The organism is Allobranchiibius huperziae (assembly GCF_013410455.1).
GTDB lineage: Bacteria > Actinomycetota > Actinomycetes > Actinomycetales > Dermatophilaceae > Allobranchiibius > Allobranchiibius huperziae.
On sequence record NZ_JACCFW010000001.1, the window covers coordinates 750750 to 775040 of the forward strand.

General features: G+C 71.5%; 24 protein-coding genes. 18 read left to right on the forward strand and 6 right to left on the reverse strand.

Annotated features, from left to right (window positions below):
* Positions 1 to 4: 4 nt before the first annotated feature.
* Positions 5 to 721 carry a PAQR family membrane homeostasis protein TrhA gene (gene trhA / locus HNR15_RS03575; RefSeq protein WP_179479176.1) on the reverse strand — a complete coding sequence of 239 codons (717 nt, stop codon included), beginning with the start codon at positions 719 to 721 and terminating at the stop codon, positions 5 to 7.
* Between the two features lie 193 nt (positions 722 to 914).
* Between trhA and HNR15_RS03580 the strand changes: the two genes are divergently transcribed.
* From HNR15_RS03580 to HNR15_RS03600, 5 genes are all read left to right on the forward strand, one after another.
* Complete coding sequence (locus tag HNR15_RS03580; RefSeq protein ID WP_179479178.1) at positions 915 to 1679, forward strand: isoprenyl transferase; 765 nt, start codon at positions 915 to 917, stop codon at positions 1677 to 1679.
* 329 nt (positions 1680 to 2008) lie between these two features.
* Entirely contained in the window at positions 2009 to 3316 is a 1308-nt protein-coding gene (gene phoH2 / locus HNR15_RS03585) for an RNA 5'-3' helicase PhoH2 (RefSeq protein ID WP_179479181.1), read from the forward strand.
* Between the two features lie 297 nt (positions 3317 to 3613).
* Entirely contained in the window at positions 3614 to 4390 is a 777-nt protein-coding gene (locus HNR15_RS03590) for an aggregation-promoting factor C-terminal-like domain-containing protein (RefSeq protein WP_179479183.1), read from the forward strand.
* A gap of 97 nt (positions 4391 to 4487) precedes the next feature.
* On the forward strand, positions 4488 to 5891 hold the full coding sequence (locus tag HNR15_RS03595) for a GntP family permease (protein WP_179479185.1): 1404 nt from the start codon (positions 4488 to 4490) through the stop codon (positions 5889 to 5891).
* Positions 5892 to 5925: 34 nt separating this feature from the next.
* Positions 5926 to 6360: a hypothetical protein gene (locus HNR15_RS03600; protein ID WP_179479187.1), complete on the forward strand. Its 435-nt coding sequence runs from the start codon at positions 5926 to 5928 to the stop codon at positions 6358 to 6360.
* 364 nt (positions 6361 to 6724) lie between these two features.
* Here HNR15_RS03600 and coaA read toward each other — a convergent pair whose 3' ends face one another.
* On the reverse strand, positions 6725 to 7675 hold the full coding sequence (gene coaA / locus HNR15_RS03605; protein ID WP_233763398.1) for a type I pantothenate kinase: 951 nt from the start codon (positions 7673 to 7675) through the stop codon (positions 6725 to 6727).
* Positions 7676 to 7796: 121 nt separating this feature from the next.
* On the opposite strand from coaA, the gene glmS reads away from it, so the two are divergent.
* The 4 genes from glmS to HNR15_RS03625 are packed head-to-tail and all read left to right on the forward strand — an operon-like array spanning position 7797 to position 12991.
* The gene (gene glmS / locus HNR15_RS03610; RefSeq protein WP_179479191.1) at positions 7797 to 9662 is read left to right on the forward strand and encodes a glutamine--fructose-6-phosphate transaminase (isomerizing); all 1866 of its coding nucleotides are present in this window, start codon (positions 7797 to 7799) and stop codon (positions 9660 to 9662) included.
* Positions 9663 to 9672: 10 nt separating this feature from the next.
* Positions 9673 to 10023 (forward strand): holo-ACP synthase, encoded by a 351-nt coding sequence (locus HNR15_RS03615; RefSeq protein ID WP_179479194.1) that lies wholly within the window; start codon positions 9673 to 9675, stop codon positions 10021 to 10023.
* 11 nt (positions 10024 to 10034) lie between these two features.
* Positions 10035 to 11546, forward strand: coding sequence for a bifunctional ADP-dependent NAD(P)H-hydrate dehydratase/NAD(P)H-hydrate epimerase (locus tag HNR15_RS03620; protein ID WP_179479196.1), 1512 nt, complete (start codon positions 10035 to 10037; stop codon positions 11544 to 11546).
* Complete coding sequence (locus tag HNR15_RS03625; RefSeq protein WP_179479198.1) at positions 11543 to 12991, forward strand: hypothetical protein; 1449 nt, start codon at positions 11543 to 11545, stop codon at positions 12989 to 12991. Before HNR15_RS03620 ends, HNR15_RS03625 begins: the two co-directional genes overlap by 4 nt.
* 159 nt (positions 12992 to 13150) lie before the next feature.
* Here HNR15_RS03625 and HNR15_RS03630 read toward each other — a convergent pair whose 3' ends face one another.
* Positions 13151 to 13942 (reverse strand): COG4705 family protein, encoded by a 792-nt coding sequence (locus HNR15_RS03630; protein ID WP_179479200.1) that lies wholly within the window; start codon positions 13940 to 13942, stop codon positions 13151 to 13153.
* Positions 13943 to 14052: 110 nt separating this feature from the next.
* Here HNR15_RS03630 and alr point away from each other — a divergent pair, with 110 nt between their 5' ends.
* Genes alr through tsaD form a run of 6 tightly spaced genes read left to right on the forward strand, consistent with a single transcriptional unit; the run spans position 14053 to position 18996 of the window.
* Positions 14053 to 15204, forward strand: a complete 1152-nt coding sequence (gene alr, locus HNR15_RS03635) for an alanine racemase (RefSeq protein WP_179479202.1) — start codon at positions 14053 to 14055, stop codon at positions 15202 to 15204.
* The gene (locus HNR15_RS03640) at positions 15201 to 16358 is read left to right on the forward strand and encodes an alpha/beta fold hydrolase (protein ID WP_179479204.1); all 1158 of its coding nucleotides are present in this window, start codon (positions 15201 to 15203) and stop codon (positions 16356 to 16358) included. The genes alr and HNR15_RS03640 overlap by 4 nt, the downstream gene beginning before the upstream one ends.
* Positions 16355 to 16807: a tRNA (adenosine(37)-N6)-threonylcarbamoyltransferase complex ATPase subunit type 1 TsaE gene (gene tsaE / locus HNR15_RS03645; RefSeq protein ID WP_179479206.1), complete on the forward strand. Its 453-nt coding sequence runs from the start codon at positions 16355 to 16357 to the stop codon at positions 16805 to 16807. The genes HNR15_RS03640 and tsaE overlap by 4 nt, the downstream gene beginning before the upstream one ends.
* Before the next feature lie 5 nt (positions 16808 to 16812).
* Positions 16813 to 17487, forward strand: a complete 675-nt coding sequence (tsaB, locus tag HNR15_RS03650) for a tRNA (adenosine(37)-N6)-threonylcarbamoyltransferase complex dimerization subunit type 1 TsaB (RefSeq protein WP_343048406.1) — start codon at positions 16813 to 16815, stop codon at positions 17485 to 17487.
* A 17-nt stretch (positions 17488 to 17504) separates the two neighbouring features.
* The gene (gene rimI, locus HNR15_RS03655) at positions 17505 to 17954 is read left to right on the forward strand and encodes a ribosomal protein S18-alanine N-acetyltransferase (RefSeq protein WP_179479209.1); all 450 of its coding nucleotides are present in this window, start codon (positions 17505 to 17507) and stop codon (positions 17952 to 17954) included.
* Complete coding sequence (gene tsaD / locus HNR15_RS03660) at positions 17944 to 18996, forward strand: tRNA (adenosine(37)-N6)-threonylcarbamoyltransferase complex transferase subunit TsaD (RefSeq protein WP_179479211.1); 1053 nt, start codon at positions 17944 to 17946, stop codon at positions 18994 to 18996. Before rimI ends, tsaD begins: the two co-directional genes overlap by 11 nt.
* Before the next feature lie 21 nt (positions 18997 to 19017).
* Here the strand turns inward: tsaD and HNR15_RS03665 are convergent, their stop codons facing one another.
* The gene (locus HNR15_RS03665) at positions 19018 to 20028 is read right to left on the reverse strand and encodes a glycoside hydrolase family 3 protein (RefSeq protein WP_179479213.1); all 1011 of its coding nucleotides are present in this window, start codon (positions 20026 to 20028) and stop codon (positions 19018 to 19020) included.
* A gap of 19 nt (positions 20029 to 20047) precedes the next feature.
* Here HNR15_RS03665 and HNR15_RS03670 point away from each other — a divergent pair, with 19 nt between their 5' ends.
* Positions 20048 to 20197: a hypothetical protein gene (locus tag HNR15_RS03670; RefSeq protein ID WP_179479215.1), complete on the forward strand. Its 150-nt coding sequence runs from the start codon at positions 20048 to 20050 to the stop codon at positions 20195 to 20197.
* Between the two features lie 136 nt (positions 20198 to 20333).
* Here the strand turns inward: HNR15_RS03670 and HNR15_RS03675 are convergent, their stop codons facing one another.
* A complete protein-coding gene (locus tag HNR15_RS03675; protein ID WP_179479217.1) occupies positions 20334 to 21557 on the reverse strand; it encodes a class I SAM-dependent methyltransferase in 1224 nt (407 codons plus the stop codon).
* 247 nt (positions 21558 to 21804) lie between these two features.
* Here HNR15_RS03675 and groES point away from each other — a divergent pair, with 247 nt between their 5' ends.
* Both groES and groL read left to right on the forward strand, forming a co-directional pair.
* Complete coding sequence (gene groES / locus HNR15_RS03680; protein ID WP_179479219.1) at positions 21805 to 22098, forward strand: co-chaperone GroES; 294 nt, start codon at positions 21805 to 21807, stop codon at positions 22096 to 22098.
* Between the two features lie 149 nt (positions 22099 to 22247).
* Complete coding sequence (groL, locus tag HNR15_RS03685) at positions 22248 to 23867, forward strand: chaperonin GroEL (RefSeq protein WP_179479221.1); 1620 nt, start codon at positions 22248 to 22250, stop codon at positions 23865 to 23867.
* Positions 23868 to 23950: 83 nt separating this feature from the next.
* Here the strand turns inward: groL and HNR15_RS03690 are convergent, their stop codons facing one another.
* Positions 23951 to 24175 carry an RNA-binding S4 domain-containing protein gene (locus tag HNR15_RS03690; protein WP_218883536.1) on the reverse strand — a complete coding sequence of 75 codons (225 nt, stop codon included), beginning with the start codon at positions 24173 to 24175 and terminating at the stop codon, positions 23951 to 23953.
* Positions 24176 to 24291: the final 116 nt, after the last annotated feature.

Consider the following 24291-nt stretch of genomic DNA (forward strand, 5'->3'; position numbering starts at 1 on the left):
CGCCTCAGGCGACCCCGGGGTGGGTGTAGATCGCCAGTGATGCCGCGGTGTAGTGCGCCGCGAACGCCAGCACGGTGAAGGCGTGGAAGACCTCGTGGAACCCGAACCAGCGAGGTGAGGGATTCGGGCGCTTGATGCCGTAGACGAGCGCTCCGACGGTGTAGAGCAGGCCGCCGGCCGCGATCAGCGTCACCACCACCACGCCGCCCGAGTGCATCATCGGGACGAAGTAGAAGACGGCCACCCAGCCGAGCGCGACGTAGATCGGGGTGTAGAGCCATCGGGGGGCGCCCACCCACAGGGTGCGGAACAGCACTCCGCCGATGGCGCCGGACCAGACGATCACGAGCAACGTGGTGGCCTGCGCACGGGGCAGGAGCATCAGCGCGAACGGCGTGTAGGTGCCCGCGATGATCAGGAAGATGTTCGAGTGGTCCGCCCGCTTGAGCAGGCCTCCGGCGCGCGGACCCCACGTGCCGCGGTGGTAGATCGCGGAGGTGGTGAAGAGCAGCAGGGCCGTGACCCCGAAGACGATGGCGCCGATGCGCGGTTTGCCGCTCGGCGCGAGCACGATCATCACGATGGCCGCCGCCAGGGTGAGCGGAACCATCCCGAGGTGCAGCCAGCCCCGCAACCGGGGCTTGACCAGGCGCACCAGTTCGGCGGCCTCCTGCTGCACCGTCTCGACGGCGTTGCTGATGGGTTGAATCACCTTCGTCATGCTAGGGCGTGCGCCTGTGCATTCGCGGTGACGACAGCTACACCATCCGGCGACGGATTGGTGAACTCCACCCACGACCGGCCCGCACCGAGCACCGGACGCCAGCTGACCCCCTCGCCACGAAGAGGCGGACTACCCTGGGCACGCGACGGGCCGAACGCCCGGACCGGGCAGCGACGAGGGAGAGCTAGCGATGCGGGGTGTCCGCGATCTGGCGTACGGGCTCTACGAACGTCGACTCGCCCGGTCGCTGCCGACGGCCAATCTGCCGCGGCACGTCGGGGTGATCCTGGACGGCAACCGGCGGTGGGCAAAGCTCCGCGGTGGCGACGCGGCCCACGGGACGCAGGCGGGTGCGGACAACATCGAGCCCCTGCTCACGTGGTGCGAGGAGGTCGGGGTCGAGGTCGTCACGCTGTGGCTGCTGTCCACCGACAACCTGACGGCGCGCGGATCCGAACTGGACTCCTTGCTGGCCATCATCGAGGGAGTGGTCGCCGACCTCGCCGATCGCGGGCGGTGGCGACTCAACCCCATGGGTGCGCTCGATCTGCTGCCGGATCACACCCGGAAGGTGCTGAAGGAAGCGGGGGAACTGACCAGGGAGACCTCCGGCCTCATCGTCAACATCGCGGTCGGCTACGGCGGGCGGCAGGAGATCGCGGACGCCGTCCGGTCGATGCTGCACGAGCACGCGGCCCAGGGCGTCTCGATCGAGGAGCTCGCCCAGATCCTGGACGTCGAGCACATCTCGGCTCACCTCTACACCAAGGGCCAGCCCGACCCGGACCTGGTGATCCGCACGTCCGGCGAGCAACGGCTGGGCGGTTTCCTGCTCTGGCAGAGCGCGCACTCGGAGTTCTACTTCTGCGAGGCCTACTGGCCCGACTTCCGGCGGGTGGACTTCCTGCGGGCACTGCGCTCCTACGCCGAGCGCGAGCGCCGCTTCGGCGCCTGAGCACCGTCTACGAACCCGGCACCGAGCGGTCGGCCCGCGCGCCCAAACGCCATGGAATGTGACGGGTGGGGCGGGTGTGACGACGGCGTGTTAACGCCGGATGAATCCGGGTCACGACACGGCACCGGTTGCATCGTTCTCAGGGTTCGGCGGCTTAGCGTCGTACTCGACACGAGGGCACGACGCCCCCGCGTTCGGGAGGCCCACCAGATGCAGCGAACCCGCTGCGGATCGGGGGCCGGCACCGGCACCCGCAAGGGCCCGGTCCCGGCCACGTTCCGCGAGTTGCCGGTCACGGACACCGTGCCGCGCCGGCGAAGGAGTCGGTCATGACGTCTGCAGCTGTGCCCTCCCGCCGCACCTATGTCCTGGACACCTCGGTGCTGCTCTCCGATCCACGCGCGATGAACCGCTTCCACGAGCACGAGGTCGTGCTCCCCGTCGTCGTCGTGACCGAGCTGGAGGGCAAGCGTCACCACCCGGAACTGGGCTACTTCGCGCGCAGCGCCCTGCGGATGCTGGACGACCTGCGGGTCGAGCACGGGCGCCTGGACGCCCCGGTGCCGATCGGGGAGGGCGGCAGCCTGCGGGTGGAGCTCAACCACACGGACCCGCAGTCGCTGCCCGCCGGCTTCCGCCTCGGTGACAACGACACCCGGATCCTCGCGGTCGCGCGCAACCTGGCCAACGAGGGCGCGGACGTCACGGTCGTCAGCAAGGACCTGCCGATGCGGGTCAAGGCATCCGCCGTCGGACTGCCCGCGGAGGAGTACCGCGCCGAGCTGGCCGTGGAGAGCGGCTGGACCGGCATCGCCGAGGTCGAGCTGGCCGCCGAGGAGATGGACGCGCTCTACGACGCGGGCCAGGTCGAGTCGGCGCAGGCCGCCGAACTTCCCACGAACACCGGTGTGGTGCTGCTCGGCCCGCGCGGCAGCGCGCTCGGCCGGGTCATGTCGGACAAGAGCGTGCGCCTCGTGCGGGGCGACCGTGACGCGTTCGGTCTGCACGGCCGGTCGGCGGAGCAGCGGATCGCGCTGGACCTTCTGATGGATCCCGACATCGGCATCATGAGCATGGGTGGCCGCGCGGGCACCGGTAAGTCCGCGCTCGCCCTCTGCGCGGGCCTCGAGGCCGTGATGGAACGCCGCCAGCACCGCAAGGTGATCGTCTTCCGCCCGTTGTACGCCGTCGGCGGCCAGGATCTGGGCTACCTGCCCGGCAGTGAGAACGAGAAGATGGGCCCGTGGGCCCAGGCGGTCTTCGACACGCTGAGCGCCGTCGTCTCCCGCGAGGTGGTCGAGGAGGTGCTCGACCGCGAACTGCTCGAGGTGCTTCCGCTGACCCACATCCGGGGCCGGTCGCTGCACGACGCGTTCGTGATCGTGGACGAGGCACAGTCCCTGGAACGCAACGTGCTGCTCACGGTGCTGTCCCGGATCGGGCAGAACTCCCGGGTCGTGCTCACCCACGACGTCGCCCAGCGGGACAACCTGCGCGTCGGGCGTCACGACGGGGTCGCGGCGATCATCGAGAAGCTGAAGGGCAACCCCCTCTTCGGTCACGTCACGCTGCACCGGTCCGAGCGCAGCCCGATCGCGGCTCTGGTCACCGACCTGCTGGAAGGCCCCGACGCCTGAGAATTCTCCATTCCTGAGCGATGTAGCCCGGGTGCGGCCGATGGCCGCACCCGGGCTCTTCCATGCGCTGAGTGTGCGTACTTCCGTGGTGCCGATGAGGGCCATGGGGCGGGTGGTGGTGACCCTGCTCACGAGGGGTGGGGCTCGATTGGACAAGCGTGAAGTAGTCAGGCAGGGTGATTGTTGGTCTCGATTCGATAACGCCGTTGAAGCGGCAAGAATCGGTTCCCGTGAGCGGCTGCGACCCGGCCGCTTTTCTATGCCGAGTGTCGCCCATCGAAAGGCTGTTCCATCTCCATGTCACGCAACGTAGGCCGTCACCGCACGTCCCGGCGGGGCGGCGCTCAGCTGCTGCGTCGTCCTGCGGTCCTCACCTCCGCCGCGATCGCGACCGTTTCGATGAGTGCCACCGCGTATGCCTCGACCAGTGGCACGATCGGCGCGTCGAACACCGACGCGCTGACGCGCTCCGAGCAGGCGACGGTGCCCGCCACCGCGAACTCCGCCGCCGACACGGCCGCGAAGGCCGCATTGATGAAGCGCGCCGCCGCAGCACGCGGCAGCGTCACGTCCCGGTCGCTGGCCCGGCAGGCCACCCTCGCCGCCGCTGCTCGCGCCAACCAGGCTGCCGCGCAGAAGTCGAGCACCGCCGCCAAGAAGGCCGCCGCCGCCAAGAAGGCTGCCGCGGCGAAGAAGGCCGCGGCCGCCCGCCAGGCCGCCGCCTCCAAGAAGGCGTCGACCCCCCGCAGCAATCCCGCGCCCGTGATCTCCGGTGGCAACCCGCAGGCGATCGCCGCGAGCATGCTGTCCAGCTACGGCTGGAACTCAGGCCAGATGAGCTGCCTCGTCAGCCTGTGGAACAAGGAGTCCGGCTGGAACCCCAGCGCGGACAACGCCTCCTCCGGCGCGTACGGCATTCCGCAGTCGCTGCCCGGCAGCAAGATGGCGAGCGCCGGTGCCGACTGGCGCACCAACCCGGCCACCCAGATCAAGTGGGGCCTCGGCTACATCAAGGGCTCCTACGGTTCGCCCTGCGGCGCCTGGGCGCACTCGCAGGCCACCAACTGGTACTGATCCACACCGATCGGGGCGCGCCGCTGCCCCGACGTACGTTGAAGGCCGCACTCCCGACCGCAGGGGTGCGGCCTTCGTCATCGATAGCGTGGCGTCCATGCCAGCCGCCGTCCTCGCCGCCGACGCCCCCATCTCCTCCGCAGGCCACCTGCAGCTGATCCTGGCCGCCCTCGCGGGTATCGCCACGGTCGTGCTGCTCGTGGCGGCCGTGCGGCTGCATCCGTTCCTGGCACTGCTCTGCGGGTCGGCGGTGCTGGCTCTGGTGGCCTGGATCCCCGGCGCGGACGCCATCACGAGTTTCACCGACGGTTTCGGCACGACCTCCGGCGCGGTCGGTCTGCTGATCGCGCTCGGCGCGATGCTCGGCCGCCTGCTCTCGGTCTCCGGCGGCGCCGATCGGGTGGTGGAATCGGTCGTCGGACGGATGTCGGCCCGGGCGCTGCCGTGGGGCATGGCGCTCATCGCCGCGCTGGTCGGGTTGCCGATGTTCTTCGAGATCGGCGTCGTGATCCTGGTGCCGATCGTCGTACTGGTCGCCCAGCGCACCAAGACGCCGCTGATGCTGGTGGGGATCCCCGCCCTCGCCGGGCTGTCCATCCTGCACGGGCTGGTGCCTCCGCACCCCGGGCCGGAGACGGCCATCAGCGCCCTGCACGCGGATCAGGGATACACCCTGCTCTTCGGGCTGCTCGTCGCCGTGCCGACGCTGGTCATCTCCGGCCCGCTGCTCGCTCGCGTGATCAACCGGATGGTGCCGGTGGACGCCGCCGGGTTGGCGGCGCGCGGCACGGGCGGTGCACGTGCCACGGATGACGCCGAGAACTCCACCGCGCGTACGCCGCGGACGGGCGCGGCGCTCGCCGTCGTGCTCACCCCCGTGGTGCTGATGCTGCCCGCGGCGGTCGGCAATCTGGTGCTGGCGGACGGCAACACCGTCCGCTCGGTGCTCGACGTCATCGGCACGCCGAGCGTGGCGTTGTTCGTGGCGGTCGCGTTCGCGTACGTCGTCCTCGGCCGGGGCAGCGGCATGACCCGGCAGCGCACCAGCGACACGCTCGGCGACGGTCTGGCCGGCGTCGCCGGGATCATGCTGATCGTCGCCGCGGGAGGCGGTTTCAAGCAGCTGCTGGTCGACTCCGGAATTGCCAAGGTCATCGCCGACTGGGCGACCGACGCGCACTTGTCGGTGCTGGTGCTCGGCTGGCTGGTCGCGGTCGCCATCCGGCTGGCGACCGGCTCGGCGACCGTGGCGACGGTCACCGCGGCCGGCATCGTCGGCGGCCTGGCCGCCACGCTCAGCACCACCCATGTCTCCCTGCTGGTGCTCGCGATCGGCTGTGGGTCGCTCTTCTTCAGTCACGTGAACGACGCCGGCTTCTGGCTGGTCAAGGAGTACTTCGGCCTCAGCGTGGGTCAGACGCTGCGCTCCTGGTCGCTCATGGAGACGGTGATCTCGGTGGTCGGCTTCGCCTTCGTCCTGTTGCTCAGTGTGTTCGTGTGAGTGAGCGGTCGACCGCTGCCGTAGCGTGGACCAGGTGATTCTGGGAAGACGCTGGGCCGCTGGTGCCTACTGGGCCGTCGCCGTGGTCCTCGCAGTGCTCGCAGCCGTCGGGGGAGCGCAGTGGGGGCTGTCGCAGGCGCCGAGCTTCCACGGTGACGACAACAACGGCGCCCCCGCGACGTCCGCGTCGCACGTCATCTACAGCGTATTCGGGGCGCTCATCTGCGGGCTCGCCGTGCTGGCACTGGCGTCGGGCGTGTTCTTCGTCCTGTGGGCTCGAGAGCGTCGCCGTCGTACCGACGACGAGCATGACGACGACGTCCGCGAGGACGACATGGACATCGACGAGGTCGAGGGCATGTTCGCCGCCGACGACGAGGCCACCGACGATGCGCCCGAACCGCGCAGCGAACCTGCTGCCGACGGTGACCGCGACGCAGAGGGTCACGCGACGGCTCGACGCGACTGAGTTCTTCGCCGCTCGCCGCTCGCCGCTCGCCGCTTGTCGAAGGAGTGGGCTGCGCTGTCGGGTCTCGTCTTCAGGCGCCTGGACGGGATCCGCGCGGGCCGGCGCGCGCTCCCGGCTCACCTCCAGAGTCGGAAAGTGACCGCCCCGCCGACAACCCGCCTGGCCACGCCGCGCGGGCGCGGGAAAGTGACCGTGGTGCCGAAAACCTGCACCCGGGCGCGCGAGCCCGGCGTTGCGCTCGTCGTTCAGGCCGCCTGAGAACCCACATCCCACGGAACGGCACCGCGTGGGCACTTGTGGGCGCTGCACCGCCGTATGTGCTGCCGGGAGGGCGCCGCGTGGGCCCCTGTGGGGTGCCGGCCGGCTAGAGCTTGCGCAGCCGGACGCGGCGTACGCCGTGATCCGCGCCCTTGGTGAGTACGAGGGAGGCCCGGCTGCGGGTCGGCAGGACGTTCTCGGCCAGGTTGGGGCCGTTGATGTCGGCCCAGATCTGCCGCGCCCGCGCCGTGGCCTCCTCGTCGCTGAGCGCGGCGTACCGGTGGAAGTACGACGCGGGGTCGGCGAACGCCGTGGCGCGCAGCGCGAGGAAGCGATCGACGTACCAGGTGCGGATGTCCTCCTCGCGCGCGTCGACGTAGACCGAGAAGTCGAAGAAGTCCGACAGGGCCAGGCTGTTGCCGCGGCCGGCCTGCGGGTCCGGCGCGGCGAGGACGTTGAGGCCCTCGATGATCAGCACGTCGGGCCGGTGCACCGTGATGTGCTCGCCGGGGACGATGTCGTAGGTGAGGTGGGAGTAGACCGGCGCGGTGACCTCACCCGCACCCGACTTCACGTCCGCGACGAAGCGCACCAGTGACCGGCGGTCGTACGACTCGGGGAAACCCTTGCGCGCCAGCAGTCCTCGCCGTTCGAGCTCGGCGTTGGGGAAGAGGAACCCGTCGGTGGTGACCAGGTCCACGCGGGGCGTGCCGGGCCATCGGGCGAGCAGCTCGCGCAGCACCCGTGCGGTGGTCGACTTGCCCACCGCGACCGATCCGCCGACCCCGATCACGAACGGCACCTTCGCCTGCTGCTCGCCGAGGAAGCGACCGGTCACCCGGTGCAGGCCCTTGGTGGCGTCCACATAGAAGTTGAGCAGCCGCGAGAGGGGCAGATAGACCTCCTCGACCTCCTGCAGGTCGATCCGGTCGCCGGTGCCGCGCAGCCGGCGCAGGTCCGAGGCGTCCAGGCTCATGGGGGAGGCGTCCCGCAGGTGGGACCACGCGGCGCGGTCCAGCTCGACGTACGGGGTGAAGACCTCAGAGCTGCGCGGCACGGCGTCATTCTTACCGGTCTGCGGGGCGGGCGGCGTAGGCGGCCGCACGGGGACACGCCGGAGCGCATCCCGAGGAGGCCTCTACCGGGGCCGCGGGGGCACGGGCCATAGGCTGGCGGCCATGTGTGGAATCGTCGGATATGTCGGCAGGTCCGACGACGCAAGGGCCCTCGACGTGGTCATGGAGGGCCTCGGGCGCCTGGAGTACCGCGGTTACGACTCGGCCGGTGTGGCGCTCGTCGACGGCGACGGCGCGGGTGCCCGCGTCGACGTCCGGAAGAAGTCGGGCAAGCTCGCCAACCTCACCGAGCTGATCGCGCGGGAGCCGCTGCCGCCGTCCCGGACCGCCATCGGGCACACCCGCTGGGCCACCCACGGCGGGCCCACCGACGAGAACGCCCACCCGCACCGCGGCGGGTCCGCGGGCAAGCTCGCGCTGATCCACAACGGCATCATCGAGAACTTCCACCCGCTCAAGACGCGGCTGCAGGACCAGGGCGTGCAGTTCGGCAGCGAGACCGACACCGAGGTCGTCGCGCAGCTGATGGACGCGTCGTACGACGGCGACCTCACCTCGACGATGCGCCACGTGGTGCAGAAGCTCGAGGGCGCGTTCACCCTCCTGGCGGTGCACGCCGACCACCCCGGCGTCGTCGTCGGAGCACGGCGCAACAGCCCGCTCGTCGTGGGCATCGGCGAGGGCGAGAACTTCCTCGGGTCCGACGTCGCGGCGTTCATCGGGCACACCCGCGAGGCACTGGAGCTGGAGCAGGACCAGATCGTCACGATCACCCCCGACTCGGTGTCGGTCATCGGCTTCGACGGGAAGGCCGCGGAGGGCAAGGCCTTCCATGTCTCCTGGGACGCCGCGGCCGCCGAGAAGGGCGGGTACGACACCTTCATGGAGAAGGAGATCCACGACCAGCCGCACGCCGTCGCGGACACGCTGCTCGGCCGCACCGACGAGTCCGGACGACTGGTGCTCGACGAGCTGCGGATCCCGGAGGAGAAGCTGCGCGACATCGATCGCGTCACGATCGTGGCCTGCGGCACGGCGGCGTACGCGGGGATGGTCGCCAAGTACGCCATCGAGCACTGGTCCCGGATCCCCGTCGAGGTGGCTCTCGCGCACGAGTTCCGCTACTGCGACCCGATCGTCAGCGAGCGCACGCTGGTCGTCTCGATCAGCCAGTCGGGCGAGACGATGGACACCGCGATGGCGGTCAAGCACGCCCGCGACCTCGGCGCCCTCACCATCTCCATCTGCAACACGCACGGCTCGACGATCCCGCGGGAGTCCGACGCCGTCCTCTATACGCACGCGGGTCCGGAGATCGCGGTCGCCTCGACCAAGGCGTTCCTCGCGCAGATCACCGCCTGCTACGTGCTGGGTCTCTACCTGGCGCAGCTGAAGGGCGACACCTACGCCGACAGCGCTCGCGACGTGCTCGCGGAGCTGCAGGAGGTGCCCGCCAAGATCGAGGAGCTGCTCGGGCGGCTGGGTCGGGTGCGAGAGATCGCCTACTTCATGGCCGACACCCGCTCGGTGCTCTTCCTCGGCCGGCAGGTCGGCTTCCCGGTGGCCATGGAGGGCGCGCTGAAGCTGAAGGAGCTGGCCTACATCCACGCCGAGGGGTTCGCGGCCGGAGAGCTCAAGCACGGGCCGATCGCGCTCATCGAGCCGGGCCAGCCCGTCTTCGTGATCGTGCCCGGCCCGGACACGCCGTACGGCCTGCACGGCAAGGTCGTCTCCAACATCCAGGAGATCCGCGCGCGCGGCGCTCGCACGCTGGTCATCGCCCAGGACGGCGACGAGGCGGTCGTGCCGTTCGCCGACGAGGTCATCCGGGTGCCGCGCACCAGCCCGATGCTGCAGCCGCTGCTGACGGTCGTGCCGCTGCAGGTCTTCGCGCTGGAGCTGTCGACCGCGAAGGGGCTGGACGTCGACCAGCCGCGCAACCTCGCGAAGTCCGTCACCGTCGAGTGAGCGCGACCGCGTGATCGTCGGCGTCGGGGTGGACGTGGTGGAGATCGCCCGGTTCGCCCGCGCCGTGGAGTCGACGCCCGCGCTGCTGACCCGGCTGTTCGCACCGTCGGAGCGCGACCTGCCGATGCACTCGCTAGCCGGCCGGTTCGCCGCGAAAGAGGCGCTGGCCAAGGCATTGGGTGCGCCCGGGTGGTTGCGCTGGGTCGACGCGGTGGTCATCGTGGACGACGCCGGCGCACCGTCGTGGGTGCTCACCGGCACCCTGCAGCAGCGGGCCGACGAGCTCGGCGTGCGCGCCACGCACCTGTCCATCTCCCACGACGGCGGCCTCGCCACCGCCATGGTCGTTGCCGAGAAGTAAGGAAGGGCACCATGATCCGCGCCTACTCCGTGCATGACGTACGCGCCGCCGAGGACGCCGTCCGGCAGCGTCTCGCCGACGGTGCTCTGATGTCCCGAGCCGCCGAGGGTCTGGTGCAGGTGGCCGAGATCCGGCTCGGCGACGGGGTGCGGGTCGTGGTGCTCGCGGGCGCGGGCGACAACGGCGGCGACGCGCTCTACGCCGCCGCGCATCTGGCGGGGCTCGGCCACAACGTGGCGCTCGTGCAGACCGCAGACAAGGTGCACGAAGGCGGCTTGCGGGCAGCTGTCGCGGCGGGCGCCGTCGCGATGGAGTGGCGTGAGGGCGAGATCCCCGATCCGGTCCGGGACGCACTCGCCGACGCCGACCTGGTCATCGACGGGATCCTCGGGATCGGCGGCCGACCCGGCCTGCCCGATCATCTGACCCGACTGCAGGAGCGCATCGGGGACGGCTCGTACGTGCTGGCCGTCGATCTGCCGTCCGGGTGCGACCCCGCGGGAATGGTCGGCTCCGATCGGCTCACCGCCGACGAGACCGTCACCTTCAGCCTCCTCAAACCGGTGCACCTGCTGCCCGCGACGCAGGCCGCGTGCGGGCTGCTCACCGTGATCGACATCGGTGTCACCGAGCCGGACGCACCGACCGCCGAGCGACTCACCTACCAGGACGCCGGGCTGCTGTGGCCCGTGCCCGGCCCGGATGACGACAAGTACTCCCGCGGCGTGCTCGGCAGCATCGCGGGAGGCGAGCACTACACCGGCGCCGCCGTGATGTCGGTGACAGCCGCGGTCACTGCGGGTGCCGGGATGGTGCGGTACGTCGGACCGGACGCGCCCACGGCGCTGTTGCGTCAGGTGGTGCCCGAGACCGTCTTCGGCGTCGGGCGCGTGCAGGCGTGGGCGATCGGATCGGGCATGGACCTCTCCGACGCCTCGGCGGAGCAGCTGTCGGCAGCCCGTGAGGCGCTCGACTCCGACCTGCCCCTGCTGCTGGACGCAGGCGGCCTGGATCTGCTGGAGGCTCCCCGGGATGCGCCGACGCTGCTCACCCCGCACGCCGGAGAGCTGCTGCGCCTGGCCCGGCGGTTGCACCTGACCGTCGAGGGGCACACCGGCGACGACGGCGAGCTGGCCGACGACGCCGTACGCCGGGCACCGGTGCAGGTCGCGCGGGCCGTCGCGGACCACCTGCACGTCACCGTGCTGCTCAAGGGCAGCGTCACGGTGGTCGTGCCGCCGAGCGCCTCCGGGCTGCCGATCCGCAGCCAGGCCGACGGTCCGAACTGGCTCGCCACCGCCGGGTCCGGCGATGTGCTCGGCGGCCTCGCCGGCGCTCTGCTCGCTGCCGGTCTGTCGCCGCTGGACGCCGGAAGCCTGGCCGCGTTGGTGCACGGTGTCGCGGCCGACCGGGCCAACCCGGGCGGCCCGGTGCGTGCCCTCGACGTCGCCCACGAGCTGGGCCGCACGGTCGCCTACCTGCTGCGCACCGCCGCCACCGACGACAACGAGGACGAGCGATGAGCGACGGGACGGGGATCCTCGTTCCCGAGGTCGACGGCACGCGCGGCACCTCCGTCTTCGGGCGGGCGGTCGTCGGTGACGCGCTGCGCGGCGCCGACCCGGTCGGCGCGACCGCCGTGGCCCGCGAGACCAACTGGCGCCGCGGTTACCTGACCCACTTCCACCGCCTCGTCGAAGCCGGCATCCCCGACGCCGACACAGCCGTCGGTATGGCCCGTGACGGCCTGGTGTCGGTGCAACGCCGGATGCGAGCGACCACCGACGACGGCGAGGTGGCGCTCGTCGACCTGTTGGGCAGCGTCCGCCCGGCCCTGCCGCTGCGCTCGCAGACCGTCGAGGGAGGCGCGGAGCCGGAGACCGAACTCACGCTGCCGTACGACGGTCGCCGGCTGCGGGGCGAGGAACTGCGCGACCGGTTGCACACGTGGACCGCCGCCGGCGTCCTCGAGCCGGGCGCCGAGCAGGCGGTGGTCAAGGTCATGGACCACCCGGAGTGGCTCTCGATGCCGGGCCGGACCCTGGTCACCCTGGGTGCCGCCTCCGAGATGGGGCCGCTGCACTCGATCCTGCGCTGGGGCGGGCACGTGGCCGCGCTCGATCTGCCACGTCCGGAGTTGTGGCGTGAGGTGCTCACGCTGGCGTCGGACTCCGCCGGGAAGCTCACCTACCCGGTCGCCGACACTGCCGCCGGCGAGGTCGCGGGCGCAGATCTGCTGCACGACCTGCCGCAGGTGACCGACTGGATCGCCCGTCAGCCCGGTCATCTCGTGCTCGGCAACTATCTCTACGCCGACGGCGCGGTCAACCTGCGGCTGGCCGCTGCGGCCGACGCACTCACCTCGCATCTGCAACGCACCCGAGGTGACCTGTCGATGGCGTGGCTCGCGACCCCGACCGACATCTTCGTGGTGCCGCGGGAGGCGGTCGAGGCCTCCACGGCGGCGTACGAACGCCGCACTCCGTTGCGTCGGTTGCGACCGGTCGGCCGCGCCGTGTCCGGCGGGCGGCTGCTGCAGCGCAACTACGCGCCCGACGAGGACCCCGGCATCAATGACAGTGTCGTACCGCAGCAGGGGCCGAACTACCTTCTCGCCAAACGCATTCACCGTTGGCGGGCGATCGCCGCGCGGGCCGAGGGGGTGCGGGTCTCGATGAACGTCGCGCCGCCGACCCGCACCCGCTCGGTGTTGAAGAACCGGTTGCTCGCCTCGGCGTACGCCGGGTCGCACCGTTTCGGCGTGACCGTCTTCGCGCCCGCGACCAGCGCGACCCTGATGGCTGCTCTGCTGGTGCACGACCTCTACGCCGACCCGGCGCCGCAGCCGTCCCCCTGGCAGGAGGAGGCGGTGCGGGCCGTGCACGGCGGGCTGTGGCGCACCGGTTACGACCCGCGCAGCGCCCTCGGGATCGCGGTCGTGCTGGGCCTCGGGAGCGGCAGAGGCTGACGCATTCCGTCGTTGTCCGTGCTCATCGGCGTGTCGGTGGGTGGCTTATCGGCCCTACGGGCACTTTCCCGCGGTGGTGCCGCCTACGCGGGTGGGTTGCCGGCCGAACGGTCACTTCCCTGCACCCGCGCACCCCAGCATCCCGCTCGGGGCCCGCGGTCAGGCGGCGTCCAGAGCGGATCCCGAGGTGCGGTCGACCTTCGAGACGGTGAGGTAGGCGACGGTCGCGCCGATCGCGGCGAGGAAGACCGCGCTGGTGACCAGGGTGCCCAGACCGAGCCCTCCGTCGGCGGAGCCGGAGGCCAGATAGTCCCCGATGTTGGCGCCCAGCGGCCGGGTCAGGATGTACGCGAGCCAGAAGCACAGCACCGGGCCGGCACCGAAGCGCCATGCAGCGATCACGGCGACGATCAGTGCCACGGGCAGGAGGACGGCGGCACCGGGGCCCCAACCGGTCAGATCCAGGGTCCAGTCGCCGGCGGCGGTGCCGAGCGCGAAGGTGACGAGGACGGTGAGCCAGTAGAAGCCCTCACGGGAGGGGGTGACGATGGTGTGGATCGACAGCGTCCGCTCCCGGGCCCACCAGATGCCGAAGACGACGGCCAACGCCACCGCGAAGACGACGGTGCTGATCCACAGGGGGACGCCCCGTCCATCGGTGAGGTTGTCGGTGAGCAGGGTGCCGACCACGCTGATCAGCACCACGGCAAGCCAGTAGACGACCGGGATGTACCTCCTCGCCCGGAACTGCACGACCAGGACCACGACCAGGGCTGCGGAGAAGGCCAGGGTGGTGTTGCCCAGGCCGAACCCGAGCGTGGCATTGACGTAGTCGGCGAAGCTCTCGCCGACGGTGGTGCACAGGATCTTGATGACCCAGAAGAAGACGGTGATCTCCGGGACTTTGTTGGCGGTGCGCGTCAGTGCTCGGGGCCGGGTGGCGGTGTCCATGGCCGGAAGCGTGGTGAACCGCAGGTGAGAGGACCCTGAGACGGCACGAGCGCCCCGGCCCGCCCCGCCTCGGCCACTTCCGAGGGCTGCAATGCGAGACTGTGCGCGTCATGACCGATCCGTTGCCTGCCTGCGAGCCCGCACGACTCACGATCGATCTGGGCGCGATCCGCGACAACGTCGCCCGCCTCAAGGAGCTGTCCGGCAACGCGCAGGTGATGGCCGTGGTCAAGGGCGACGCCTACGGACACGGACTGGTGCCGAGCGCCCGCGCCGCCCTGCGCGGGGGCGCCACCTGGCTCGGCGTGGCCCAACTGGCCGAGGCCGTCGCTCTGCGCGACGCGGGGATCGAGGCCCCCGTCCTGTCCTGGCTGCACGTGCCCGGCCTCGACTTCGACCCGGCGGTGCAGCGCGGGATCGACGTCGGCGTCTCCGCGCCGTGGGCGCTGCAGGCCATCGCCGACGCCGCTCGCCGGCTCGGCCGCCCCGCACGGGTCCAGCTCAAGGTCGACACGGGGTTGGCGCGCAACGGTGCCTACGGCGCCGACTGGACCGAGCTCGTACGCGCCGCGGGGCCGCTCGCCGCCGAGGGAGCGCTCGACGTGGTCGGCGTCTTCACCCACTTCGCGTTCGCCGACGCCCCCGAGCACCCCACCGTGCGCGCCCAGCAGGAGAAATTCGCCGACGCCGTGCGCGACGTGGAGCGGGCCGGGTTCGCCATCGAGGTGCGGCACATGTCCAACTCGGCCGCGACCCTCACCCAGCCGTCCGCGGCCTGGGACATGGTCCGCCCCGGCCTCGCCGTCTACGGGCTGAGCCCCGTGCCGCACCTGGGTGACCCGGCCTCGTTCGGCCTGCGTCCGGCCATGTCGGCGACAGCGAATGCGGCACTGGTCAAGAGGATTCCGGCAGGCCAGGGCGTCAGCTACGGCCACACCTACGCACCGGAGCGGGACACGACGGTCGTCGACGTGCCGATGGGGTACGCCGACGGCGTGCCGCGCGCCGGGTCGAACGTCGGGCCGGTGCAGGTCGCCGGCAAGCGCTACACGATTGCCGGCCGCGTGTGCATGGACCAGTTCGTCGTGGACGTCGGCGACGCCGCGGTCCGGGCGGGCGACCCCGTCGTGCTCTTCGGCGCGGGCGAGGACGGCGCACCCACCGCGCAGGACTGGGCGGAGGCCACCGGCACGATCTCCTACGAGATCGTGACGCGGATGAGCAACCGGTTGCCGCGCGTCCACCTGGGGGAGCAGCAGTGAGCCCCAGTCGCTCGGTCCTCGGCATCGGCGCGGGACTCGCCGGTGCGGCGGTGGCGGCAGCCGCCGGGGTCGCCGCCGACCGCCTCTGGCGCGCGCGGCGTACGGCGATCTCGCTCGGCGTCGCCGGCGACTACGTCGAGGTGCCCGACGAGGAGCGCGTCGTCATCGCCGAGGACGGCGTGCCGCTGCACGTCGAGATCGATGAGCCGGAGGGACACGAGAGTCGCCCGACGGTGATCCTGTCGCACGGCTACACCCACAACCTCACGGTCTGGGTCTTCCAGCGCCGGATGCTGCGGGCCGCCGGCTACCGCGTGGTGCTCTGGGACGTGCGAGGTCACGGCCGCAGCGAGGAGGCCGAGGACTCGACGTACACCGTGCGGCAGCTCGGGCGCGACCTGGGCGCGGTCATCGCGCAGACCACTCCGACGGGGCCGATCGTGCTGGTCGGTCACTCGATGGGCGGGATGACGATGATGTCGTTCGCCTCGGCCTACCCGGATGTGTTGCGGGAGAGGGTCATCGGCGCGGCCTTCATCTCCAGCAGTGCCGGCGACCTGGCGAGCGTCAACTACGGCCTGGGCCGACAGCTGGGCACGATCGTGCACCGGCTCGGACCGGCCGCGATGCTGCGGCTGTCGGACCAGGAGGCGCTGGTCACTAGCACCCGGCACGCCGGCAAGGACCTCGAGGGCTACCTGGTGCACCGGTGGTCCTTCGCCTCGCCGGTGCCGATGTCGATCGTGCGGCTGGTGGCGGACATGATCTTCGCGACGAAGATGTCCACCACCTCGGCCTACCTTTCGTCCCTGATGCTGCACGACGAGCGCGACGCCCTGCGCGAGTTCATCGGCATCGAGACCCTGGTCATGCACGGCGACCACGACCGGATCACCCCGGACGCGCACTCCGAGGCGATCGTCGACGCGATCCCCGGCGCCGAGTACGTGCTGGTGCGCAACGCCGGGCATGTGCTGCCGCTGGAGTATCCCGAGATCGTCGACGAGCACCTGATCGACATGATCGACCGCGCCTGCCGCGCCCTGGCCGGACAGGCGCGCCCGAAGAAGCGCCCGCGTCGCGTCGTCCAACGGGTGCCGGCGCCCGGCCGGCCCGGCCCGGCCACGAAGGCCCGGGGCAACCCGGCGTCATGAGCACGTGGACCTTCGCCACGGCCGACGCGCTGCAGGAGTGGGGGGCCGGCCTCGGCACGTTGCTGCGCGCCGGCGACCTGGTGATCCTCACCGGCGGGCTCGGAGCGGGCAAGACGACGCTCACCCAGGGGATCGCCCGCGGGATGGGGGTACGCGGACCGATCACCTCGCCGACGTTCGTCATCTCACGCACCCACCCCTCGCTGGTGGGCGGACCGCCCCTGGTGCACGTGGACGCCTACCGTCTGAGCGGCCCGGCCGAGCTGGACGACGTCGATCTGGACACCGATCTCGAGGATGCCGTGACCGTCGTGGAGTGGGGCGGCGGCATCGCCGAGAGCCTGTCGTCGCAGCGACTCGAGCTGGAGTTGACCGGGGACCTCGACCGCCGCGTGGGCGCCCGCGCGGTCGGTCCCCGGTTCGAGCAGCTTCTCGCCGCGTTACCGTGAGCCACGTGCTGCTGGCCATCGACACCGCGACGTCCGCCGTCACCGCCGCCGTCCACGACGGGACACGGACGCTCGCGAGCGAATCGGTACCGGACGCTCGTCGTCACGCCGAAACCCTTACTCCCACCATCGATTCGGTGATGGCGCATGCGGGTCTGACTCCCCAGGACCTGGACGCGGTGGCCGTGGGCGTCGGTCCCGGACCGTTCACCGGCCTGCGGGTCGGAATCGTCACGGCCACGACCCTCGGGCTGGCGCTCGGCATCCCGGTGCACGCGGTCTGCAGCCTCGATGCGATCGCCCACCAGATCGCCACGCAAGCCGGGTACGGCGAACATGGCGAGTTTCTGGTGGCCACCGACGCCCGGCGCAAGGAGGTCTACTGGGCGCGCTACACGGTCCGGTCGGGTGCCGTCGTGCGCCACGGCGAGCCCGCGGTCAGCGTGCCGGCCGAGCTGGACCCCGCCGTACGCGCCCTGCCCGCCGCCGGACGTGGACCTCTGCTCTATCCGGCCGAGTTCGGCCCCGTCGTCCCAGTGGCCGACGTCGACGCCGGTGCGCTCGCCGGCCTCGTGGTGCACCGGCTCGAGCACGGCGGCGAACTGCTGCCCCCCACACCGCTCTACCTGCGGCAGCCGGATGCCCAGCCGTCGGCCAGGCAGAAGTCGGTGCTGCCGTGACGCCGCGGCTGCGCCCGATGAGCTGGACCGACATCGACACCCTCGTCGAGTTGGAGCAGCGCCTCTTCGTCGACGACGCATGGTCCGCACGCACCTGGTGGAGCGAGCTCGCCGGGCGCCCGCAACGCGTCTACCTGGTGGCGCAGGACGACGACCGCGTCGTCGGGTACGCCGGGCTGTCGGTGGCCGGCGACGTCGCCGACGTGATGACCATCGCCGTGGCTCCCGGCGCGCAGGGCACCGGCGTCGGGCGGCTGCTGCTGGAGGAGCTGGTCGCGCAGGCGAGCGCCGCTGCGGTGTCGGCAGTGCTGCTGGAGGTGCGGTCCGACAACGACCCTGCCCGGAAACTTTACGAGCGCAACGGTTTCGAGCAGATCGGCGTACGCCGGCGCTACTACCAGCCGGGCGACATCGACGCGCTGGTCATGCGGCGCCATCTGCGCGGGGAGGAGACACGTGTCGACTGAGGGACCCCTGGTGCTCGGCATCGAGAGCTCGTGCGACGAGACCGGCGTCGCGTTCGTACGCGGCACCACGCTGCTCGCCGACGCCGTCGCGAGCAGCGTGCAGGAGCACGCCCGCTTCGGTGGCGTGGTGCCCGAAGTGGCGAGCCGGGCGCACCTGGAGGCGATGATCCCGACCATCGAGCGCGCGTGTGCCGAGGCCGGGTCGCGCCTCGCGGACGTCGACGCGGTGGCGGTCACCTCGGGTCCGGGTCTCGCCGGTGCCCTCATGGTGGGCGTCGCGGCCGCGAAGGCCGTGGCGTGGGCCCTCGGCAAGCCGCTCTACGGCGTGAACCACCTGTGCGCCCACGTCTGCGCCGACGTGCTCGACCACGGCCCGCTGCCGGAGCCCACGGTCGCGCTGCTGGTCTCCGGAGGCCACACGAATCTGCTGCTGGTGCGCGACATCGCCGACGACGTGCAGTCGCTGGGCGCGACCGTCGACGACGCGGCAGGGGAGGCGTTCGACAAGGTCGCGCGGCTCCTCGGGCTGCCCTACCCCGGCGGGCCGAGCATCGATCAGGCTGCGGCGCAAGGAGATCCGCGGGCTATCGCGTTCCCCCGCGGGTTGACCGCGCGTAAGGACCTGGAGCGGCACCGATTCGACTTCTCCTTCTCGGGGCTGAAGACGGCGGTCGTGCGGTGGGTGCAGGAGCGCGAGCGGGCGGGGGAGCCGATCCCGGTCGCCGACGTGGCCGCCAGCTTCAACGAGGCGGTGGCCGACGTGCTGACCCGCAAGGCCATCGACGCCTGCCTGGAGTACGGCATCCACGACCTGCAGATCGGCGGCGGAGTGACGGCCAACAGCCGGCTGCGCGCGCTCGCCGAGCAGCGGTGCGCCGATGCCGGGATCAGCCTGCGGGTGCCGCGGGTGCGGTTGTGCACCGACAACGGCGCGATGGTCGCGGCACTCGGCGCGCAGGTCGTCTCTCGCGGACACGCGCCCAGTTCGTTCGCGCTGCCCGCCGACTCCTCGATGCCGGTGGAGATGGTTCAGGCGCTCTAGACCCACCGCCCGGAGATCTCCTCAGCGGCAGCGGATCAGGCCCAGGCCGGCTTTCGTGGCGAGCACCCGTCGTACGGCGGTCTCCACGACGCCCGAGAACGCCCGGTCCGCCGTCATCCGCGTCAGCAGTCCGCGCGTGAGCCCGGGGGCGAGGTCGGGCGCCGCGGTCAACAACACGTCGCCGCCGGCCTGCACGAACCGCACGGCCCGCTCGCCCACCGGGGTGGCCGCGAGGGCAGGCGTGTCGACGTCGTCGGTGATGACCAGCCCGGCGAAACCCAGCCTGCCGCGTAGAAGCCCGGTCACCACCGCGCGCGAGAACACGGCCGGCTGTTGGGCGTCCAGGCGCGGGTAGCGCGCCGAGGAGACCATCACCGCCTGGGCGCCCGCGCTGATGCCCGCGGCGAACGGCCCGAGGTAGGGGTCGGTGGTGCTCGCGACCGGGTCGGTGATGCCGGTCGAGCTGGTGTCGGTGTTGTTGGTGATCCGGCCGAGGCCCGGGAAGTGCTTGAGCGTGGCGGCCACCTGCGAGGACCGCATCCCGCGCACCACGTCACCGACGGCCCCCGCGACGACCCCGGGGTCGCTGCCGTACTCGCGGTGGAACGCGCCGATCGGTGCGTTCCGGGTGCCGATCGCCGCGGGCACGGTGTCGGCCACGGGTGCCAGGTCGAGATTGAGACCCGCGGCATGCAGGGACCGGGCGAACGACGCGGCGTACGCCGTACGCGCAGCCGGGGACATCCGGGCCTGGGCCGTGGCCGACTCGATGGCCGGGAATCCGCTGCCGCGCAGCTCCTGCACCTGCCCGCCCTCCTGATCGGCGGCGACGAGCAGGCCGGGGGAGCCGGTGCTGCTCGCCTGCGCCTGCACGGCCGCCGACGCGGCGCTCACCGCCGCGGACCCCTGCCAGCCGCCGGCGTAGTAGACCGAACCGACGTGCGATACGGCGATCGCGCGCCGCACGGCGCCGGCACCGCCGGTCGTCATCCCCACCATCACCAGTTGACCGGCACGTTGCGCGGGAGTCATCCGGTCCACGATCGAGTCGATGCAGGTGGCCGGTTTCGACGGCGCGCCCGCGCGCCTCGACGGTGTCGAGGTGCGGGTGGGTGTGCGCGTCGGGGTGCCGGACGACGACCCGTGGGCGCGGGACGTCGACGGTGCCGCCGAGGTCGTGGAGGTCGACGGTGTCGGCTGAGCCGACGGGGTCGCGCTCGTCGTGCGGACCTGGGCGGCCGAGTCGCGCGCCGACGATGCCGAGTCGCCGCCACCGGAACACGCGGCGAGCGTGAGCGCCACGGGCAGTGCGAGCGGCGCGAGACGGCGGCGGCCGGTCACAGCGGCGTCACGACCAGCACGACCTGCGCGCCGCCGACCCGGGTGATGACGATGGTGGTCGTCCGATCGCCCTGCAGGCGCAGTTGTCGGCGCAGCTGGTCGGCGTCCAAGGAGACCCCGCGCTTCTTGATGGTGAGGGTGCCGGTGTCCCGGTCGCGCAACAACGCGCGAAGCCCCTTGAGGTTGTAGGGCATGGCGTCGGTGATGGCGTAGCGGCGCGCCCAGGGCAGCTGGACGTCGGCGAGCCCGGTGACGTACCCGACGCCCGGTGACAGCTCCCGGCCGTCGGCCGCGTTGACGAGGGCTCCCACGAGACCCGCCCGGATCACGGCGCGGTCCGGCTCGTAGAGGTAGGGGCCGAGGCGGGCGAGCTCCGCGGGCAGCGGCTGGGCGCCCAGTGCGTCGCGTTCGGTCACGAGCGCGGTGACATGCTCGCGCACGACGCAGGCGGTGCGCCCGGGCGTCCGCACGGTGGCGCCGGCCCAGAGCGCGCACTCCAGCACCTCCCCGTCGTACGACGTCCACTGCGCCTCGACCCCGGCCGGCACGGCCGCGTGCGGGAAGGACGGGCTGAGCTTGGCCCCGGCGGCGGGGGTGCGGGTGAGGTAGCCGCGGACGTCGTCCCACGATGGACTGATGTCCTCCAGCCGGAAGAGCCGGCGGGTGCGGCCCTGGGCGTCGGCCACCCCGGGCGTCCGTCGCGCAGGGTCGAGCCAGATGCCACAGCCGCGGGCGTCCTCACCGCTCGGGATCGCGACGTCGTGCGCGGCCGTGTGCTGCACCTGGGCCCGCGGCCAGTGGCGCAGGTTGACGGCGGCGATGGCCGCGGTCGCCTCGTCGGTGTCGACGGCTGTGAGGGCGATCCCGGCCTTCGCGAGCGCGATGGCGTCGGCCCCGATGCCGCAGCCCAGGTCGTAGACGTGGCGTACCCCGGCCTCGACGAACCGGGTCGCGTGGTGGGCGGCGATCCGTGTCCGGGTGGCCTGCTCCAGGCCGTCGCGGGTGAAGAGCATCTCGCGGGCCGCCGCACCGAACTTGGGCACGGCCCGGGCGCGCAGGTCGGACTGGGTGAGCGCCGCGGAGACCAGCTCGGCGTCGAAACCCTCGCCCCTCAACCTGGTGGCCAGGGACATCGCCTCGGACGCGTCGTACGGTGGCAGCGACTGCAGCAGACCCCACCCCTCGCCCGACGCGAGCCGGTGCACCAGGGCGGGATCCATGGCGGACATTCTGACGTACGACGCGCCCGTGACGACCGCTGCCGCGGCCCTTCGTGCGGGTTTGGCACTCGAGTTGCACGAGTGCTAACGCCCGGCATAGATTCAGGGCTGGCACTCCCCCTGGGACAGTGCCAGTGCAGGCACCGAGGCCGACCCCGCGACGGCGTCCTCGATCGGCCTTCACCGGCGAGGGCCCAGGGACCACCAACTCCCTGCCATCGGCAGGCCACCAAGGAAGGTCCCCACCGTGTCGGTCAACATCACGCCGCTCGAAGACCGCGTCGTCGTCAAGTCCGTCGAGGCCGAGCAGACCACCGCCTCCGGCCTGGTCATCCCGGACACCGCCAAGGAGAAGCCCCAAGAGGGCGAGGTCCTGGCCGTCGGCCCGGGTCGCATCGACGACCACGGCAACCGTGTCCCCCTGGACGTCGCCGTCGGCGACAAGGTCATCTACAGCAAGTACGGCGGCACCGAGGTGAAGTACTCCGGCGAGGAGCTGCTCATCCTCTCCGCCCGCGACATCCTCGCGGTCGTCAAGTAATTCCCGTCGTCACGTAGCTGACGACATCTCGTACGTCGCACGCCCCGGCTGTGGGCCCGTCATCAACACTGCCGGGCCCGCCGCCGGGGCGTCGTCGTACCAGCCGCCTGCCTCCCCGCACGCACCCACGAAACACTTAAGGACCACACATGGCTAAGACGCTGGAGTTCAACGACTCCGCCCGCAAGTCCCTCGAGCGCGGTGTCGACGCACTCGCGAACGCCGTCAAGGTGACGCTCGGCCCCAAGGGCCGCAACGTCGTCATCGACAAGAAGTGGGGCGCCCCCACGATCACCAACGACGGGGTGACCATCGCCCGCGAGGTCGAGCTGGACGACCCGTACGAGAACCTCGGCGCGCAGCTCGCCAAGGAGGTCGCCACCAAGACCAACGACGTCGCCGGTGACGGCACCACCACCGCCACGGTGCTCGCCCAGGCCATGGTCAAGGAAGGCCTGCGCAACGTCGCGGCCGGCGCCGCCCCGTCCGCGCTGAAGCGCGGCATCGACAAGGCCGTCGAGGCCATCAACGACCGCCTCCTCGCGACCGCGCGTGAGCTGGAGGGCAAGGACGAGATCGCCCAGGTCGCCACCCTGTCCGCGCAGGACAGCACGGTCGGCTCGCTCATCGCCGAGGCGTTCGACAAGGTCGGCAAGGACGGCGTCATCACGGTCGAGGAGTCCTCCACCGCGATCACCGAGCTGGACTTCACCGAGGGCATGCAGTTCGACAAGGGCTACATCAGCCCGTACTTCGTCTCCGACCCCGAGCGGATGGAGGCCGTCCTGGAGGACGCCTACGTCCTGATCAACCAGGGCAAGATCTCCGCCGTCGCCGACGTCCTTCCGCTGCTGGAGAAGGTCGTGCAGGCCGGCAAGCCGCTGCTGATCATCGCCGAGGACATCGACGGTGAAGCCCTGTCGACCCTGGTGGTCAACAAGATCCGCGGCACGTTCAACGTCGTCGCGGTCAAGGCGCCCGGGTTCGGCGACCGCCGCAAGGCCATGCTGCAGGACATCGCCATCCTCACCGGCGGCCAGGTCGTCGCCGAGGAGATCGGTCTGAAGCTGGACCAGGTCGGCCTCGAGGTACTGGGTCAGGCCCGTCGCACCGTCGTGACCAAGGACAACACCACGGTCATCGAGGGCCAGGGCGACTCCGCGGACGTCGACGGCCGCGTCAAGGAGCTCAAGGCCGAGATCGAGCGCACCGACTCCGACTGGGACCGCGAGAAGCTGCAGGAGCGGCTCGCGAAGCTGGCCGGCGGCGTCTGCGTCATCAAGGTCGGCGCGCACACCGAGGTGGAGCTCAAGGAGAAGAAGCACCGCATCGAGGACGCCATCTCCGCGACCCGGGCAGCCATCGAAGAGGGCATCGTCGCCGGTGGCGGCTCCGCTCTGGTGCACGCCTCGGCCGCGCTGCAGAACCTCGCGCTCGAGGGCGACGAGGCCACCGGTGCCGCACTGATCGGCAAGGCCGTGGTCGAGCCGCTGCGCTGGATCGCCGAGAACGCCGGCCTCGAGGGCTATGTCGCGGTCTCCAAGGTCCGCGACCTGGAGCCGGGCAACGGCCTGAACGCCGCCACCGGCGAGTACGGCGACCTGATCAAGTCCGGTGTCATCGACCCGGTTAAGGTCACCCGGTCGGCGCTGCGCAACGCCGCCTCGATCGCGTCGATGGTGCTCACCACCGACACGCTCGTGGTGGAGAAGAAGGAAGAGGACGATTCAGACGCCGGGCACAACCACAGCCACGGCCACTCGCACTGAGCCGAGCTGATCCGAGCTGAATCGCACGAACGACGGGCTCCCAGCCATCCGGCTGGGAGCCCGTCGTCCCGTGTGAGGGGGCCTCATCCGGCGACGACGTGCACCTCGACGTCGTCCAGACGTACGACGGCGCCCACCGGCACCGCCCGCGCGCGCCGGGTCTCGACCTGCCCGTCCACGAGCACCTCGCCGCCCTGGATCAGCGCGCGCGCCTGCGCACCGTCCTGCACGACCCCGGCCAGTTTGAGCAGCTGGCCGAGGCGGATCGATGCGTCGCGGATGGGCACCTGCAGGGGAGCTGTCGTCATGCCGGACATGGTGTCAGGCGCCCGACACGCCACCCCCGCGATTGACGGCGCGTATGCGGGGCTGGTTACGGTGGACTGCTATCGCGCGTCGACCAAGGACCCGGTGGGTCCGAAGG

Coding starts and splice junctions, on each gene's coding strand:
- groL (WP_179479221.1), top strand. CDS start 22,248: ATGGCTAAGACGCTGGAGTTCAACGACTCCGCCCGCAAGTCCCTCGAG.
- HNR15_RS03670 (WP_179479215.1), top strand. CDS start 20,048: ATGCAGGTGGCCGGTTTCGACGGCGCGCCCGCGCGCCTCGACGGTGTC.
- rimI (WP_179479209.1), top strand. CDS start 17,505: ATGAGCTGGACCGACATCGACACCCTCGTCGAGTTGGAGCAGCGCCTC.
- HNR15_RS03630 (WP_179479200.1), bottom strand. CDS start 13,942: ATGGACACCGCCACCCGGCCCCGAGCACTGACGCGCACCGCCAACAAA.
- phoH2 (WP_179479181.1), top strand. CDS start 2,009: ATGACGTCTGCAGCTGTGCCCTCCCGCCGCACCTATGTCCTGGACACC.
- HNR15_RS03690 (WP_218883536.1), bottom strand. CDS start 24,175: ATGACGACAGCTCCCCTGCAGGTGCCCATCCGCGACGCATCGATCCGC.
- HNR15_RS03590 (WP_179479183.1), top strand. CDS start 3,614: ATGTCACGCAACGTAGGCCGTCACCGCACGTCCCGGCGGGGCGGCGCT.
- HNR15_RS03620 (WP_179479196.1), top strand. CDS start 10,035: ATGATCCGCGCCTACTCCGTGCATGACGTACGCGCCGCCGAGGACGCC.
- HNR15_RS03665 (WP_179479213.1), bottom strand. CDS start 20,028: ATGACTCCCGCGCAACGTGCCGGTCAACTGGTGATGGTGGGGATGACG.
- trhA (WP_179479176.1), bottom strand. CDS start 721: ATGACGAAGGTGATTCAACCCATCAGCAACGCCGTCGAGACGGTGCAG.
- HNR15_RS03580 (WP_179479178.1), top strand. CDS start 915: ATGCGGGGTGTCCGCGATCTGGCGTACGGGCTCTACGAACGTCGACTC.
- glmS (WP_179479191.1), top strand. CDS start 7,797: ATGTGTGGAATCGTCGGATATGTCGGCAGGTCCGACGACGCAAGGGCC.
- alr (WP_179479202.1), top strand. CDS start 14,053: ATGACCGATCCGTTGCCTGCCTGCGAGCCCGCACGACTCACGATCGAT.
- tsaE (WP_179479206.1), top strand. CDS start 16,355: ATGAGCACGTGGACCTTCGCCACGGCCGACGCGCTGCAGGAGTGGGGG.
- HNR15_RS03625 (WP_179479198.1), top strand. CDS start 11,543: ATGAGCGACGGGACGGGGATCCTCGTTCCCGAGGTCGACGGCACGCGC.
- HNR15_RS03675 (WP_179479217.1), bottom strand. CDS start 21,557: ATGGATCCCGCCCTGGTGCACCGGCTCGCGTCGGGCGAGGGGTGGGGT.
- HNR15_RS03595 (WP_179479185.1), top strand. CDS start 4,488: ATGCCAGCCGCCGTCCTCGCCGCCGACGCCCCCATCTCCTCCGCAGGC.